The following is a 16289-nucleotide window of genomic DNA, read 5'->3' as shown; positions in this document are numbered from 1 at the left end:
GGCCACTTCGCGCGAAGACCGGCACGCGCCGGGTGGCTGCAAGACACCCTTGACGGCTCCTACTTCTTGCGGCGCTCCTCGGGGGCGGTGAGGCCCGCACGGCGCAGGGCGTCGGCCATCGCGCTGTTGGCGGGAGCGGGGGCGCTGCCGCCGCCCTGCCGGCGGCCCTGGCCGCGCTCGCCCTGACCGCCCTGGCCGCGTTCGCCCTGGCCCTGGTTGCGGCCGCCCTCGCGGGTACCGGACCCGCCGCGCTGCTGCGGCGGACGGCCACCGCCGCCACCACCGCCGCTCCGACGGTCCTCGCGCTGCCGGGGAGCGCCCGCTCCGCGCTCCGCCCCGGCCTCGTCCTCCAGCCTCAGGGTCAGCGAGATCCGCTTGCGCGGGATGTCCACGTCCATGACCTTCACACGGACGATGTCGCCCGGCTTGACCACGTCCCGGGGGTCCTTGACGAAGTTCTTCGACAGCGCCGAGACGTGGGCCAGCCCGTCCTGGTGGACGCCGATGTCGATGAAGGCGCCGAAGGCGGCCACGTTGGTGACCACGCCCTCCAGGATCATCCCGGGGGCCAGGTCACCGATCTTCTCGACGCCCTCCTTGAAGGTGGCGGTCTTGAAGGCGGGGCGCGGGTCACGGCCGGGCTTCTCCAGCTCGCGCAGGATGTCCGTGACGGTGGGCAGACCGAAGGCCTCGGTGACGAACTGCTCGGGCCGCAGCGAGCGCAGCACGCCCGAGTTGCCGATCAGGGCCGCCACCTCGCTGCCCGCCGTCTTGGCCATGCCCCGGACCACCGGATAGGCCTCGGGGTGCACGCTGGAGAAGTCCAGCGGGTCGTCCCCGCCGCGGATCCGCAGGAAGCCCGCGCACTGCTCGTACGCCTTCGGGCCGAGCCGGGCCACGTCCTTGAGCCCCTTGCGGCTGCGGAAGGGGCCGTTGGCGTCGCGGTGGGCCACGATGTTCTCGGCGAGGCCGCCGCTGATGCCCGACACCCGCGAAAGCAGGGGCGCGGAGGCGGTGTTGACGTCCACTCCGACGCCGTTCACGCAGTCCTCGACGACCGCGTCGAGCGAGCGCGAGAGCTTCACCTCGGAGAGGTCGTGCTGGTACTGGCCGACACCGATCGACTTGGGGTCGATCTTGACGAGTTCGGCGAGCGGGTCCTGCAGGCGGCGGGCGATGGAGACCGCGCCGCGCAGCGACACGTCCATGTCCGGCAGTTCCTGCGAGGCGAAGGCGGAGGCCGAGTACACGGAGGCGCCCGCCTCCGAGACCATCACCTTGGTGAGCTTCAGCTCCGGGTGGCGCGTGATGAGGTCCCCGGCCAGCTTGTCGGTCTCGCGGGAGGCCGTGCCGTTGCCGATGGCGACCAGCTCGACGGCGTGCTCCTTCGCCAGCCGGGCGAGCTTGGCGAGGGACTCGTCCCACTTGTTGGCGGGCACGTGCGGGTAGATCACGTCCGTGGCCACGACCTTGCCGGTCGCGTCCACGACGGCGACCTTCACGCCGGTACGGAAGCCCGGGTCCAGGCCGAGCGTCGCCCGGGTGCCGGCGGGCGCCGCGAGCAGCAGGTCGCGCAGGTTCGACGCGAAGACCCGTACCGCCTCGTCCTCGGCGGCCTGGCGCAGCCGCATCCGCAGGTCGATGCCGAGGTGCACCTGGATCTTCGTACGCCAGGCCCAGCGGACGGTGTCGGCCAGCCATTTGTCGCCGGGACGGCCGCGGTCGCCGACGCCGAAGCGGCGGGCGATCATGCCCTCGTACGTGGACGGGCCGGGGACCTCGCCAGGCTCCTCCGGCTCCAGGGTGAGGTCGAGGACGTCTTCCTTCTCGCCGCGCAGCATGGCGAGGACGCGGTGCGAGGGCAGCGCGGTGAACGGCTCGGCGAAGTCGAAGTAGTCGGCGAACTTGGCGCCCGCCTCCTCCTTGCCCTCACGGACCTTCGCCGCGAGCCGGCCGCGGGCCCACATGCGCTCGCGCAGCTCACCGATCAGGTCGGCGTCCTCGCCGAACCGCTCGGTGAGGATGGCGCGGGCACCCTCCAGGGCGGCCGCCGGGTCGGCGACGCCCTTGTCGGCGTCGACGAACGCGGCCGCGGCGGCGGCCGGTTCCACGGACGGATCGGCCAGCAGGCCCTCGGCGAGCGGCTCCAGGCCGGCCTCGCGGGCGATCTGCGCCTTGGTGCGCCGCTTGGGCTTGAAGGGCAGGTAGATGTCCTCCAGCCGGGCCTTGGTGTCGGCCGCGGCGATCCGCGCCGCCAGTTCGTCGGTGAGCTTGCCCTGCTCCCGTACGGAGTCCAGGACCGCCGCGCGGCGGTCCTCCAGCTCCCGCAGATACCGCAGCCGCTCCTCGAGGGTGCGCAGCTGGGCGTCGTCGAGCATCTCGGTCGCTTCCTTGCGGTAGCGCGCGATGAACGGCACGGTGGAGCCGCCGTCGAGCAGCTCGACGGCGGCCTTGACCTGCCGCTCCCGTACGCCGAGCTCCTCGGCGATCCTGCCTTCGATGGACGTCGTCACGATCGGGTCCCGCCTGCCTTCGTTTGCACTGGAAGGCTGCCAATTGTGGCAGGTGGCGGTGGCGGACGGCGGGAACCCTGCCCGCCCGCCGGTCAGGCCCGGCCGAAGAGGTCGCGCGGGAAGGCCCCGGCGCCTATCGCCTTCGCGACGAAGGCACCGCCGAGTTCGGCGAGCCGGGCCAGTCCCTCCTCGCCCAGGTGCTCGTACGGGGCCGCGTCGAGGCGGTCGGTTTCCGTCTCCAGGCGTTCGCGCACGGCCTTGCCCTCGTCGGTGAGCTCGCCGTCGGCGTCGAGGATGCCGCGCTCGCGCAGCCGCTCGGTCGCGGCGTCCAGGTCGGACTGCTCCCAGCCGCGGATGGCCTTGATCCATTTCGCGGACATGCCGCGGCCGGTGGCGGTGTGGCTGATCAGTGCCTCCACCGGGTCCAGGCCCGCGAGGAGCAGGGCGGCGAGGTGGCCGTCGCCGCGGTGCTCGCGCAGCAGGGTGGTGGCGTGCCACAGGCGCAGGTGCGGTGCGTCTGGTACGGGGAGGTCGGCGTGGGCGGCGTAGAGCGTGCGGGCGTGCCGGGTGCAGCCCTCGGTGGCGAGCATGGCCAGGTCGGCGGCCTCGGCGATCTCGGGCGAGCCGATGGCCTCGGGCCCGAGGAGCCGGCGCAGGGTGCTGTCGGCGGCCCGCAGCCGGGCGGCGAGGACCTGCTCGGGCGTGGCGGTGTCCCACACGGCCGGCAGGTGCCGGGCGATCAGGTCGTGGCGGTAGTTGTAGAACGTGGCGGTCACCGTGCCGGGGCCGACGGCGCCCATGGCGGCGGAACGGCTCGCGAGGTTGACGGCGACCGGGTCCTTGATCCCGAGGGTGGCGAGCTCCTTGCCGAGATCCGGTGAGAAGTAGATCGTCGCGTGCAGCGGGTTGATCGCAGCATGCCAACAGCGACGGGCGGCGAGCAGGGGAAGCGTCATGCACGGCAGGTTACCGACTGTTCGGTATGCCGGGTAGGGGCGGAGCCGGGTGGCCCGGGTCTCACCCGGTGATGGGGAAGGCTCCGGAGGAAGCGGCGGGGAAGGCACTGCCACAGCTCGTGGACTTCCGGGCAAGGGTCTGGCCGGCGCGCGGCAGGGTGCGGAGGCGGCCGGGTACGCGGTGGGCGTGCGGGCCACGGGAGCGCACCGCCCCCGCGCCCTTTCGCCGCGGGCATCCCGGGTCCCGGCAGTGCCGGTCGAGCTCGCGCAGGAGGCCCGGACCGACTGCCTCACGCCAATCCGCGGCCGGGCGGAAGCGGACCACGGCTCGTCCGGCGAACGTCTCACGGACGTACCCGGGCCGTGCGGGGCGGATCTGATGCAGCGGCAGGGATACCCGCTCCCGACGCGGCCCGCACCCGGCGGACACGGATTTCGGACACATGGCGATCGCGTGACAGCAGGGGCCATGGACATGACCTGAGCCGCCGCGGGTGAATACGGTCGAGCCACAAGGCCTTGGACCACTCTGTGAACCGATCTGTCTCCCCTACCACTTGGAGCCATTCGTGCACCGCAAAGTCATCGCCCCGAGCGTGCTCGCCGCTTCCCTCCTGCTGGTGATCCCGGCGTCGGCGGCGGGTTCGGGTTCGGGCGCCCCGGGTATCGGCGATCCCTACTACCCGGCCAGCGGCAACGGCGGATACGACGTGTCGCACTACGACCTGCGCCTGCAGTACCAGCCGAAGACCGACCTCCTGGAAGGCACGGCCACCTTGCTGGCCACCGCCAAGCAGGACCTGTCCCGCTTCAACCTGGACTTCGGCCTCCAGGTCAGCGAGATCCGCGTCAACGGGGTCAAGGCGAAGTTCGCCACGTCCGGCTCCCACGAGCTGGAGGTCACCCCGGCGAAGCCGCTGGCGCGCAACACCCCGCTGTCCGTCGTCGTCAAGTACGCCGGGAAGCCCTCCGAGCTGAAGGTGGACGGCTGGACGGCCTGGCAGCGCACGCCCGACGGCGGTGTCGCGGCGCAGGAGCCCGACTCGGCGGTCTGGTGGTTCCCGAGCAACGACCACCCGCTGGACAAGGCCACCTTCGACATCTCGGTCAACGTGCCCGACGGCACCCAGGCGATCAGCAACGGCGTGCTGCAGTCCCAGACCTCGCGGCTCGGCTGGACCCGGTACAACTGGCGTTCCAACAAGCCGCAGGCGACCTACCTCGCCACCCTCGCCGTCGGCAAGTTCGACATCACCACCGACAAGACGGCGAGCGGGCTGCCGATCCTGAACGCGTACAGCAAGGACCTCGGCGACAACGCGGGCGCGGCCCGCGCGAGCGTGGAGCGGACCGGCGAGGTCGCCGAGTGGCTGGAGGGTGTCTTCGGGCCGTACCCCTTCAACGCGCTGGGCGGCTACGTGCCGAACGTGACCGCCGGATTCGCGCTGGAGACCCAGACGCGGCCGTTCTACGGACCAGGGCAGTTCCGGGGCGGAGCCAACGTCTCGGTGGTCGTGCACGAGCTGGCGCACCAGTGGTACGGCGACAGCGTGTCCGTCGAGGGCTGGAAGGACATCTGGATCAACGAGGGCTTCGCCCGCTACAGCCAGTGGCTGTGGTCGGAGAAGGAGGGCGAGGGCACGGCGCAGGAGCTGGCCGACTGGGCCTACGCCCTGCGCCCGGCCGAGGACGCGTTCTGGCAGGTCAAGCCGGGTGACCCGGGTCCGGAGAACCAGTTCCACGGCGCTGTCTACGACCGCGGGGCCATCGCCCTGCAGGCGCTGCGCAACGAGATCGGCGACGAGAAGTTCTTCGAGATCCTGAAGGGCTGGCCGACCGAGCGGGCCTACGGCAACGCCAAGGTCGGGGACTTCGTCCGGTATGCCGAGAAGGTTTCGAAGAAGCCCCTCGCGCAGCTCTTCGAGACCTGGCTCTACACCCCGGGCAAGCCGGAGGCCTCGGCCCTCAACCCGTCGGCGGCGGGGCTCTCGGCCCGCTCGCCGCGGTCCGCCGCCCCGGCGAAGCCCGCCGCGGAGCCGAGGTCCTGGAAGAAGATCGCGGAGACCAACACGATCCACGACACCGAGCACGGCTCCGGGCCCGGCCACCGGCACTGAGTCCGCGCCGGCCCCGCGCACCGCGCACGGGCTCCCGCATCCGGCGGGGGCCCGTGTGTCCCGGGGCCGTCAGCGGCCTCCCGCATGCCACGCGGCCCGTGCCCGGTAGGCGATGGGCAGGTACCGCAGCCGCTCCGGCAGCAGCGGTACGAGGATCCGTACGGCCGTGCTGAACCGCCGGAGCGTGCGCTCCTGGGCCGGGCTCCACTCCAGCCCGATCGCGGCGCGGGCCTCGGGCGGCATGTATCCGACGGTGACGAAGGCCCGCAGGCGCAGGAACGCGGCCCGCAGCACCGGCCAGGTGAGCCTCAGCAGCAGGCGCACGGCGGGCGAGCCGGCCTCCGGCCGGGGCAGCCGTACCTCGGTGGAGATCAGCTCGCGGGCGACGGCGGTGGGCTCGATCTCCTCGGCCAGCATCCGGCCCCAGTAGGTCCAGTACTCCTCGATGCTCTGCGGCATGTCCCGGTCGTGCAGGCCGAGGATCCGCCCCACCTGGAGCCACTCCTGGTAGAGCTGCCGCTCCTGGGCGGGGGTGAAGCGGCGCAGCAGGTAGCGCCCGGCGTACAGGTAGACCGGGAAGCCGGTGGCGTGCACCCAGGCGTAGCAGGCGGGGTCGAGGGAGTGATAGCGGCGGCCCCGGGTGTCGGTGCCCTGGATGTCCTTGTGCAGGCGGCGCACCCGGCGGCCCTCCTCGGCCGCCTCCTCGCCGCCGTACACCCACAGCTGGACCGAGCGCAGGGAGCGCTCGCCGCGGCCCCAGGGGTCGGTGCGGAAGACGGAGTACTCGTCGACACCGGCCGCGATCGCGGGGTGGGCAACCTGCATGGTGAAGGCGGCGGGCAGCATCAGCAGGGCCCTGACGTCACCGGCGATGGTCCACAGCACGCCGCCGGGCGGGGGCGGCTCGGGGTCGGTGCGGCGCGTGGCCGCAGGCCCGGCGGGGTGTGCTGAGTCCGTCTTGGTCATATGACAAGTATGCGAGCACCGGACGGCCGTCTCACGGACAGAAAGTCTCTGCACGGGTGTTACCCAGAGGTAACTGCTGCTGCTTGTATGACGGCGTCGATCTTCCCCCGCAGGAATGATGGAGACCTTCATGCTGCTTTCCTCGCCCCGCTCGCGCCGCGCCGCCGCCACGGCCGTCGCCGCGGTCGCCGCGGGCGCACTGGCCGCCGCCACCGCGCCTGCCGCCTCGGCCGCGGAGACCGCCGCCGCCCCGCGGCTCAGCGTCCTGTCGTACAACGTGTTCCTGATGAGCAAGAACCTGTACCCGAACTGGGGCCAGGACCATCGGGCCGCCGAGATCCCCAAGGCGTCCTTCTACCAGGGCCACGACGTGGTCGTGCTCCAGGAGGCCTTCGACAACAGCTCCTCGGACGCGCTGAAGGCGAACTCCGCCGCGCAGTACCCGTACCAGACCCCGGTCGTCGGCCGCAGCAAGAGCGGCTGGGACGCCACGGGCGGCGCGTACTCCGCCACCACCCCGGAGGACGGCGGGGTCACGATCCTCAGCAAGTGGCCGATCGTCCGCAAGGAGCAGGTCGTCTACAAGGACGCCTGCGGCGCCGACTGGTGGTCCAACAAGGGCTTCGCCTACGTCGTCCTGAACGTGAACGGCACCAAGGTGCACGTGGTCGGCACGCACGCGCAGTCCACCGACCCGGGCTGCGGCGCGGGCGAGGCGGCGGACATGCGCGCCCGTCAGTTCCGCGCGATCGACGCCTTCCTGGACGGCAAGAACATCCCGGCGAACGAGCAGGTCATCGTGGCGGGCGACCTCAACGTCGACTCGCGCACCCCCGAGTACGCGAGCCTGCTGGCGAACGCCGACCTCGCCGGCTCCGACAGCCGCACGGGGCACCCGTACTCCTTCGACACCGCGCTCAACTCGATAGCGAACTACCGCTACCCGACCGACCCGCGCGAGGACCTGGACTACGTCCTCTACCGCAAGGGCAACGCCCGCCCGGCGGGCTGGGAGAACAACGTGGTCAAGGAGCAGTCGGCGCCCTGGACGGTCTCCAGCTGGGGCACCTCCTACACCTACACCAACCTCTCCGACCACTACCCGCTGATCGGACGCTAGGCCGGCGCTACCGGCCATCCCCGGGTACCGCCCCGCCACCGCGGCGCCCGGGGACGCCCCACGCCCTTCGGCCAGGGGCCCTGCCGCGCCCCTCTAGGGCGTGCCCCGGTACCGGGCCACGGCGAGCGCCATGGCCTTGTCGGCCGCCTTCTCGTCGACTCCGGTCACGATGATCTCGACGTTGTCCCCGTCGACCACCCTGGCCTGCATCCGGACTTCCAGATCGGCGACCCTGATGGTCCCATCGACGTTGCCGGGACCGCCGGGCGCGGGCACGAACCGGACGTCGATCGCCGTGCCGTCCTTCGCCACGTGCCTCGAACAGCTGCGGAAGTCCTCCAGGTTCTGGGTGTCGGCTCCCTCGGCCACGACCAGTTCCCAGAGTTGCGCCGTGTCGGAGGAGTAGGCCACGCGCTGATCAGGGTTCTGCGCCGCCTTCGCGTATGCGGGACACCCCGGGAGCTCGGGCACCTTGGCGGGTTCGGTCGTGTCCACCGACACGGGGTCCCCCAGAACGCGTTCCGCGTCCTGCGCCGTGAGCATCTCCCCCGGCGCGGCGGCCACGGCAGCCGTGCTCCGGAGCGCGGCTCGGGCACTCGAATCGGCGGCTCCACCGCTCCAACCGGTCAGTGTCGCCCCGAGGAGTACGGTCGAACCGATGGTGGCCAGCATCCGCGAACAACGCATGGTGAGCCTTCAATCGACAGTTGCGACACCGTCTCGGTGCCCCGCGTCGCAGAGTCCCTCGTCTACAAGGGCAGCACGGGAGCGAGCAGGCCGCAACTACGCGGCAGGCGGCCCGGGGCCGGACGGCCGGGGCACTGTCGGCCTTCCCGAATGCCCCGGTCCGGTGGGCGGTCGGACGCCCACCGGACCGGAACCGCCCGGGCTACGCGGACTCGTGCGGCTCCTCGTACAGGCCGTCGATCAGGGCGCCGTGCTTGTCGCGGACCACGCGGCGGCGGAGCTTGAGCGAGGGGGTGAGTTCCCCGGTCTCGGGGCCCCACTCCTCCGTCAGCAGCCGGTAGCGCTTGATCTGCTCGGTCCGGTTGAGCCGGGCGTTGGCCGCGGCCACCGCGCGGGCGATCTCCTCCCGGACGGCGGGGTGCGCGGCGAGGTCGGACGGGGAGGCGGCCTCGATGCCCCGGGCGGCGGCCCAGACCGGGGCCAGTTCCGGGTCCAGGACCAGCAGGGCGACGAGGTAGGAGCGGCCGTCGCCGTGCACCAGGGCCTGGCCGATCAGCGGATGCTCCTTGACGGTGTTCTCCACCAGGGCGGGTGAGACGTTCTTGCCGTTCGAGGTGATGATCAGTTCCTTCTTGCGGTCGGTCAGCCAGAGGAAACCGTCCTCGTCGACCCGGCCGATGTCCCCCGTCGGGAACCAGCCCTCGGTGTCCGCGGCGCTCTCCACCGAGCCGTCCGGCCGCAGGTAGCCGCCGAAGACGGTCGCCCCGCGGGTGAGGATCTCCCCGTCCTCGGCCAGCCTCAGCTCCAGCCCCTCGATCGGGCGGCCCACCGAGCCGAGCCGGAAGGCGTCCGGGCTGTTGACCGTGCACACGCCCGAGGTCTCGGTGAGCCCCCAGGCGTCCATGATGGTGATGCCCCAGCCGGCCCAGAAGCGGACCACGTCGATCGGCATCGGCGCGGTGGCGCTGGCCGTCCACATCAGCTTGTCCATGCCCGCGAGCCGCAGCAGCGGGTCCAGCACCTGCTCCTTGGCCCCGGCGTACGAGGCTTCGAGCGCGGCCGGCACCTCCTCGCCGCGCTCTCGGTGGCCGGCCCGGGCGCGGGCCAGGTCGTTCGCGGCCTCGATGGCTGCGCGCTGCGCCTCGGGGAGCTGCGCGAGGACGGCGCGTACCGAGGCGGCGAGCTTCTCCCAGACCCGGGGTACGCCGAAGAACTGCACCGGGTGCAGCTCGCGGACCGCCCCCGACACGGCGGCGGGGTCGGCGCAGAGCCGGACGTGCGAGGCCCGCAGCAGGGGCAGGTAGATCCCGAGGACCCGCTCGGCTATGTGCGCGAAGGGCAGGTAGCAGATGTGCTCGGCGTGCTCGGGCAGGTCCACGTGCCGGTCCAGGCGGATCGCCTGGAGCATGAGGTTGCGGTGGGTCAGCCGTACGCCCTTCGGGTCACCGGTGGTGCCCGAGGTGTAGACGACGGTCAGCGGGTCCTCGGGGTGGGTCTCCTGCCAGGCCTTCTCGAAGGCGTCGGCGCGGTGGAGCCGGGCCCCGCCGGCGTACAGGGAGCCGTAGGTGGAGTGCCCGCCGGCCTCGGCGGCCTCGGCCACGACCAGACGCTCCAGGGGCACGTCCGGGGCGGCCAGCAGCGGCTCCCACCGCAGGAGTTCGCGGGCGCCCTCGACGACGGCGATCCGGGCCCGGCTGTGGCGGGCGATGTGGGCGATCTGCTCGGGCGCGGAGGTCCCGTACACGGTGACGGGCACGGCGCCGAGGTGGACGAGGGCGAGGTCGCTGAGCCAGTGCTCGGGGCGGTTGCCCATCATCATCAGCACGTGTTCGCCGCGCTCGACGCCGAGGGCGGTGTATCCGGAGGCGAGGACGGAGACCTGGCGGCGCACCTCGCTCCAGGTGAGGGTCGTCCACTCGGCGGCGTCGCGGCCGGCCCGCCAGGAGAGGGCGGGGAGCTCCCCGTACTCGGCGGCGTTGCGGGCCAGCAGGGCCGGCAGGGTGATCTCTTCGGGTCGTCCGGGCAGTCGCAGGTTCGTGGTCATGGGCAGCTCCTGGCCGTTTCACATCGTTGGTGCGACAGCAATACTGTTGAACCCAAGCTGTGGAGCAGAGAGCGAGGCGCAGACGATGGCCGACCAGGCACCCGAGCCGATGCTCACCGTCGACGAGCTGGCGGCCAGGGCGGGCGTCACCGTGCGCACCGTTCGTTTCTACAGCACCCGCGGGCTTTTGCCCCCTCCCGTGATCGGCCCTCGTCGGGTGGGGCACTACGGGCCGGAACACCTGTCCCGGCTGGCACTGATCGAGGAGCTGCAGCACCAGGGCATGACCCTGTCCGCCATCGAGCGCTATCTGGACGCGCTGCCCGACGATCTGAGCGCCCACGACCTGGCCATCCACCGTGCGATGGTGGCGAGTTGGGCACCGGACGCGGCCCAGGAGGCGTCGCGGGAGGAGCTGGAGAAGCGGGCGGGGCGGAGCCTGTCGGACACCGATGTCCGGCGGCTGACGGCGATGAACGTGCTCGCCGCCTCGGGGGACGGGTTCCGGGTGGACGTGGGGCTGCTGCGGCTGGGGGTCGCGCTGCTCGACGTGCCGATCGCCCACGAGACGATCCTGGCGGCGCGCAGGGTGCTGATGGAGCACGCCAGGTCGGCGGCGCACGAACTGACGGCGCTGTTCCGGGACGAGGTGTGGGGGCCGTTCACGGAGGGCGAGAGCGATCCGGAGCGGGTGGAGTCGATGAAGGCGCTGTCGGCGCACATGCAGCCGATGGTGGTCCAGGCGCTGGTGACGGCCTTCCAGCGGTCGCTACGGGAGGAACTGCGGGCGGCGTTCGCCTCGGAGCCGGAGCCGGAACCCGGGGGATGAACCGGGGGCGGAGCTGGGTGAGGTGGGCATCGAGTTCATGGTGGTCACCGACACCACCGACGCGAGCCTGGTCACCGTGGGCCCGGTCATGCGGCAAAGCCCGGTGCCGGCCCTGACCGTGTACCGCGTGCTGCGCGGCGGTCCCGCCCCCGCCGGGGACGGCGTACCCGGGCGGATCCTTGCGGGCTGGTCCGCCCCGGACGGCGCGCGCCAGCACGGGCTGTTCGCCCGCCCGGCCGCATTCGAGGACTGAAAGGACGGACACCCCGGGCCCGTTCACGGGCGGGCCCGGGGCCGTCGCGGGATCGGCGGGATCAGTCCGCGTAGGTTTCGCCGCGCTCCGCCTTCGCGACCAGCGAGGCCGGCGGGGTGAAGCGGGCGCCGTAGGTGTCGGCGAGCTCGCGGGCACGGGCCACGAAGCCGGCCAGGCCGCCCTCGTAGCCGTTGATGTACTGGATCACGCCGCCCGTCCAGGCCGGGAAGCCGATGCCCATGATGGAGCCGATGTTGGCGTCGGCGATCGAGGTCAGCACGCCCTCGTCGAGGCAGCGGACGGTGTCCAGGGCCTCGGAGAAGAGCATCCGCTCCTTCATGTCCTCGAACGGGATCTCGTACCCCGGCTTGGCGAAGTGCTCGCGCAGGCCCGGCCAGATGCGGGCGCGCTTGCCGGACTCGTCGTACTCGTAGAAGCCGGCCCCGCCGCTGCGCCCGGGGCGGCCGAACTCGTCCACCATGCGGTCGATGACCGCGTCCGCGGGGTGCTCGGTCCACGGCTTGCCCTCGGCCTCGAAGGCCTTGCGGCTCTCGTTGCGGATCTTGCGCGGCAGGGTGAGGGTGAGCTCGTCCATCAGCGAGAGCACCTTGGCCGGGTAACCGGCCTGGGCGGCGGCCTGCTCGATCGAGGCGGGCTCGGCGCCCTCGCCGATCATCGCGACGCCCTCGTTGATGAACTGGCCGATGACGCGGGAGGTGAAGAAGCCGCGCGAGTCGTTGACCACGATCGGGGTCTTGTTGATCTGGCGGACGAGGTCGAAGGCGCGGGCGATGGCCTCGTCGCCGGTCCGCTCCCCCTTGATGATCTCCACGAGCGGCATCTTGTCCACGGGCGAGAAGAAGTGCAGCCCGATGAAGTCGGCCGGCCGCGACACCCCTTCCGCGAGGCCCGTGATGGGCAGCGTGGAGGTGTTGGAGCACAGCAGCGCGTCCGGCTCGATGACGTCCTGGATCTCCTGGAACACCTTGTGCTTGAGGGAGGTGTCCTCGAAGACGGCCTCGATGACGGCGTCGCAGCCCGCGAGGTCGGCCGCGTCGGCGGTCGGGGTGATCCGGGCGAGCAGCTCGGCGCGCTCGGCCTCGGTGGTCCGGCCCCGGGAGAGCGCCTTGTCGAGCAGCTTCTCGGAGTACGCCTTGCCCTTGGCGGCGGCCTCGGCGGTGACGTCCTTCAGGACCACCTCGATGCCCGCGCGGGCGCAGGAGTAGGCGATGCCCGCGCCCATCATCCCGGCGCCGAGGACGGCGACCTTGCGCACCTTGCGGGGCTCCACGCCCTGCGGGCGGCTGCGGCCCGCGTTGACGGCCTGGAGGTCGAAGAAGAACGCCTGGATCATGTTCTTGGCGGTCTGGCCGGTGACCAGCTCGGTGAAGTAGCGGGCCTCGATGGTCAGGGCGGTCTCGAAGTCCACCTGCGAGCCCTCGACGGCGCAGGCCAGGATGTTGCGCGGGGCCGGGTACGGGGCCCCGTTCAGCTGCTTCTTCAGGTTGGCCGGGAAGGCCGGGAGGTTGGCGGCGAACCGCGGGTTGGACGGCGTGCCGCCCGGGATCTTGTAGCCGGGTACGTCCCAGGGCTGCTTCGACTCGGGGTTCGCGTCGATGAAGGCGCGGGCCTTGGCCAGCATCTCCTCGGGGGTGGAGGCCAGTTCGTGCACGAGGCCGTTGTCCAGGGCGCGCTGCGGGGTGTACTGGGTCCCCTGGAGCAGCACCTTGAGCAGCGCGTCGGCGATGCCCATCAGGCGCACGGTACGGGTGACACCGCCACCGGCGGGGAGCAGGCCGAGGGTGACCTCGGGCAGGCCGATCTTGGAGCCGGGCGCGTCGAGGGCGACGCGGTGGTGGGAGGCGAGGCAGATCTCGTAACCGCCGCCGAGGGCCGCGCCGTTGATGGCGGCGACGACGGGCTTGCCGAGGGTCTCGATCCGGCGCAGGGAGCGCTTGATCTCGGTGCCGGTGTCGAAGGCGATCTGCGCGTGCTCGGGGCGGAGCCGGATCATGTCCTTGAGGTCGCCGCCCGCGAAGAAGGTCTTCTTGGCGGAGGTGTAGATGATGCCGCGGATGGAGTCCTTCTCGGCCTCGGCGCGGTCCGCTACGCCTGCGATAGAGTCCTTGAAGGCCTGGTTCATCGTGTTGGCGGACTGGTCGGGGTCGTCGAGGATCAGGGTGACGACGCCGGTCTCGTCCTGTTCCCAGCGGATCGTGGTGGACTCGCTCATGGTCACTGCTTTCGTTTCGGAAGGTCCGGTGGGCAGGGGGAACAGGGCTGATCAGAGGCGTTCGACGATGGTGGCGACGCCCATGCCGCCGCCGACGCAGAGGGTGACGAGCCCGTAGCGCTTGTCCTGGCGCTCGAGCTCGTCGACGATCGTGCCGAGGATCATCGCGCCGGTGGCGCCGAGCGGGTGGCCGAGCGCGATGGCGCCGCCGTTGACGTTGACCTTGTCGAGGGACAGGCCCATGTCCTTGACGAAGCGCAGGACGACGCCGGCGAAGGCCTCGTTGATCTCGACGAGGTCGATGTCGTCGATGGTCAGCCCGGCCTTGGCGAGGGCCTTGCGGGTGGCGGGGGCGGGGCCGGTGAGCATGATGGTGGGCTCGGAGCCGGAGACGGCCGCCGCGACGATCCGGGCGCGCGGGGTCAGCCCGTTGCGCTCCCCCGCCTCGCGGGAGCCGATGGCGACGAGCGAGGCGCCGTCGACGATGCCGGAGGAGTTGCCCGCGTGGTGGACGTGGTCGATCTTCTCGACCCAGTGGTACTTCTGCAGCGCGACCGCGTCGAAGCCGCCGAGCTCGCCGATGTCCGCGAAGGAGGGCTTCAGCTTGGCGAGGGTGTCGGCGGTGGTGCCGGGGCGGACGAACTCGTCGTGGTCCAGGACGATCAGGCCGTTGCGGTCGGTGACCGGGACCACGGACTTCGCGAAGCGGCCGTCCTTGATGGCCGCGGCGGCGCGCTCCTGGGACAGGGCCGCGTACTCGTCGACGTCGCGCCGGGAGAAGCCCTCGATGGTGGCGATCAGGTCGGCGCCGATGCCCTGCGGGATGAAGCCGGTGTCCCAGTTGGTCATCGGGTCGGCGAACCAGGCGCCGCCGTCGGAGGCCATGGGGACGCGGGACATGGACTCCACGCCGCCCGCCAGGACCAGGTCCTCCCAGCCGGAGCGGACCTTCGCGGCGGCCAGGTTGACGGCCTCCAGGCCCGAGGCGCAGAAGCGGTTCTCCTGGACGCCGGCCACGGTGTCCGGGAGGCCGGCGGCGATGGCCGCGATACGGGCGATGTCGGAGCCCTGGTCGCCGACCGGGCCGACGACGCCGAGCACGATGTCGTCGATGGTGGCGGGGTCCAGGCCGGGGTTGCGCTCGCGCAGGGCGTCGATGAGTCCGACGACCAGGTCGATCGGCTTGGTGCCGTGCAGGGCGCCATTGGCCTTGCCGCGGCCGCGCGGGGTGCGGATCGCGTCGTATACGTAAGCTTCGGTGCTCACTGGTCAAGCCTTTCGGAGGTGTCCAAGGGGAAGGTGTCCAGAGGGGGAGGTGGCGCGGGGGACGTGTCCCGGGTGAGGTGTCCCGGGGGAGGTCAGCCGAGCAGCGAACGGCCGATGATCTCCTTCATGATCTCGGTCGTGCCGCCGTAGATGGTCTGGATGCGGCCGTCGGTGAAGGCCCGGGCGACCCGGTATTCGGTCATGTAGCCGTAGCCGCCGTGGAGTTGCAGGCAGCGGTCGGCGACGCGCTTCTGCAGCTCGGTGGCCCACCACTTGGCCATAGAGGCGTGCACGTGGTCCAGTTCGCCGTTCGTGTGGTCCGTGATGCAGCGGTCGAGGAAGGTCCGGGTGACGGCGACCTCGGTGGCCATCTCCGCCATCTCGAACCGGATGTGCTGCAGCTTGGCCAGCGGCCGGCCGAAGGCCTCGCGCTCCTTGACGTACTGGGTGGTGATCTCCAGCAGGTGCTCGGCGGCGGCGATGCCGGCCATCGCGATGCCCATCCGCTCCTGCGCGAGATTGGTCATCAGGTGGACGAAGGCGCCGTTCAGCTCGCCGAGCAGGTTCTCCTTCGGGACGCGGACGTCGTTGAAGAACAGCTCGGCGGTGTCCTGGGACTTCTGGCCGATCTTGTCGAGGTTGCGGCCGCGCTCGAAGCCCTCCGCGCCGCGCTCGACGACCAGCAGCGACAGGCCGTGCGCCCCGCCCTCGGGGGTGGTCCTGGCGACCACGATCACCAGGTCGGCGAGGATGCCGTTGGAGATGAAGGTCTTGGAGCCGTTCAGCACCCAGTGGTCGCCGTGGTCCTCGGCGGTGGTCCGGATCCCCTGGAGGTCGGAGCCCGCGCCCGGCTCGGTCATCGCGATGGCGGTGATGGTCTCCCCGGAGCAGAAGCCGGGCAGCCAGCGGCGCTTCTGCTCCTCGGTGGCGAGCGAGGTCAGGTAGGGCCCGATGATGTCGTTGTGCAGGCCGATGGCCAGCCCGGGGGCGCCCGCGCGGGTGAACTCCTCGGCGATCACGGCGGCGTAGCGGAAGTCGGGGTTCCCACCGCCGCCGTACTCCTCCGGCACGGCGAGGCCCAGCAGCCCCTGCCGGCCCGCGGCCCGCCAGGCCTCGCGGCTGACGATGCCGTCCTTCTCCCACTGCTCGTAGTGCGGCAGCACCTCCTTGCTGAGGAAGGTGCGTACGGTCTCGCGGAACGCCTCGTGGTCGGCGTCGAAGATGCGTCGTTGCATCGGGGCCCCTTCAGCGGGTCGGGGTGGATCCGGGTGGGTGAGGGAGCGGGCCGGGGTCGGCGTCCGGGCG

Annotated in this window: 12 protein-coding genes; 4 read left to right on the top strand and 8 right to left on the bottom strand. The window is 71.7% G+C overall.

Translation table 11 applies throughout. The annotated features are described in order from the left end of the window. Positions 1-59 precede the first annotated feature (59 nt). Positions 60-2513 (bottom strand): Tex family protein, encoded by a 2454-nt coding sequence (locus ACZ573_RS05580; protein ID WP_471299421.1) that lies wholly within the window; start codon positions 2511-2513, stop codon positions 60-62. 92 nt (positions 2514-2605) lie between these two features. Then, the gene (locus ACZ573_RS05575; RefSeq protein WP_471299418.1) at positions 2606-3469 is read right to left on the bottom strand and encodes an SCO6745 family protein; all 864 of its coding nucleotides are present in this window, start codon (positions 3467-3469) and stop codon (positions 2606-2608) included. Positions 3470-4038: 569 nt separating this feature from the next. Here ACZ573_RS05575 and ACZ573_RS05570 point away from each other — a divergent pair. Further along, positions 4039-5586 carry a M1 family metallopeptidase gene (locus tag ACZ573_RS05570; protein ID WP_471299416.1) on the top strand — a complete coding sequence of 516 codons (1548 nt, stop codon included), beginning with the start codon at positions 4039-4041 and terminating at the stop codon, positions 5584-5586. Between the two features lie 69 nt (positions 5587-5655). Here the strand turns inward: ACZ573_RS05570 and ACZ573_RS05565 are convergent, their stop codons facing one another. After that, positions 5656-6552 (bottom strand): oxygenase MpaB family protein, encoded by an 897-nt coding sequence (locus ACZ573_RS05565; protein WP_471299413.1) that lies wholly within the window; start codon positions 6550-6552, stop codon positions 5656-5658. Between the two features lie 130 nt (positions 6553-6682). On the opposite strand from ACZ573_RS05565, the gene sph reads away from it, so the two are divergent. Further along, a complete protein-coding gene (gene sph / locus ACZ573_RS05560) occupies positions 6683-7672 on the top strand; it encodes a sphingomyelin phosphodiesterase (protein ID WP_471299410.1) in 990 nt (329 codons plus the stop codon). A 93-nt stretch (positions 7673-7765) separates the two neighbouring features. Here the strand turns inward: sph and ACZ573_RS05555 are convergent, their stop codons facing one another. Both ACZ573_RS05555 and ACZ573_RS05550 read right to left on the bottom strand, forming a co-directional pair. Beyond that, complete coding sequence (locus tag ACZ573_RS05555) at positions 7766-8344, bottom strand: hypothetical protein (RefSeq protein ID WP_471299406.1); 579 nt, start codon at positions 8342-8344, stop codon at positions 7766-7768. A 217-nt stretch (positions 8345-8561) separates the two neighbouring features. Continuing rightward, complete coding sequence (locus ACZ573_RS05550; RefSeq protein WP_471299403.1) at positions 8562-10403, bottom strand: AMP-dependent synthetase/ligase; 1842 nt, start codon at positions 10401-10403, stop codon at positions 8562-8564. Between the two features lie 85 nt (positions 10404-10488). On the opposite strand from ACZ573_RS05550, the gene ACZ573_RS05545 reads away from it, so the two are divergent. Further along, positions 10489-11232, top strand: coding sequence for a MerR family transcriptional regulator (locus ACZ573_RS05545; RefSeq protein ID WP_301364828.1), 744 nt, complete (start codon positions 10489-10491; stop codon positions 11230-11232). Positions 11233-11254: 22 nt separating this feature from the next. Beyond that, positions 11255-11485 carry a hypothetical protein gene (locus ACZ573_RS05540; protein WP_471299400.1) on the top strand — a complete coding sequence of 77 codons (231 nt, stop codon included), beginning with the start codon at positions 11255-11257 and terminating at the stop codon, positions 11483-11485. 61 nt (positions 11486-11546) lie between these two features. Here the strand turns inward: ACZ573_RS05540 and ACZ573_RS05535 are convergent, their stop codons facing one another. The 3 genes from ACZ573_RS05535 to ACZ573_RS05525 form a co-directional block, all read right to left on the bottom strand. Beyond that, complete coding sequence (locus ACZ573_RS05535; protein WP_471299397.1) at positions 11547-13718, bottom strand: 3-hydroxyacyl-CoA dehydrogenase NAD-binding domain-containing protein; 2172 nt, start codon at positions 13716-13718, stop codon at positions 11547-11549. 51 nt (positions 13719-13769) lie between these two features. Continuing rightward, complete coding sequence (locus ACZ573_RS05530; protein ID WP_471299394.1) at positions 13770-14984, bottom strand: acetyl-CoA C-acetyltransferase; 1215 nt, start codon at positions 14982-14984, stop codon at positions 13770-13772. Between the two features lie 92 nt (positions 14985-15076). Beyond that, positions 15077-16219, bottom strand: coding sequence for an acyl-CoA dehydrogenase family protein (locus tag ACZ573_RS05525; protein ID WP_471299391.1), 1143 nt, complete (start codon positions 16217-16219; stop codon positions 15077-15079). Positions 16220-16289: the final 70 nt, after the last annotated feature.

The organism is Streptomyces sp. NPDC040545 (assembly GCF_055595065.1).
This window is presented reverse-complemented; position numbering and strand designations above follow the sequence as displayed.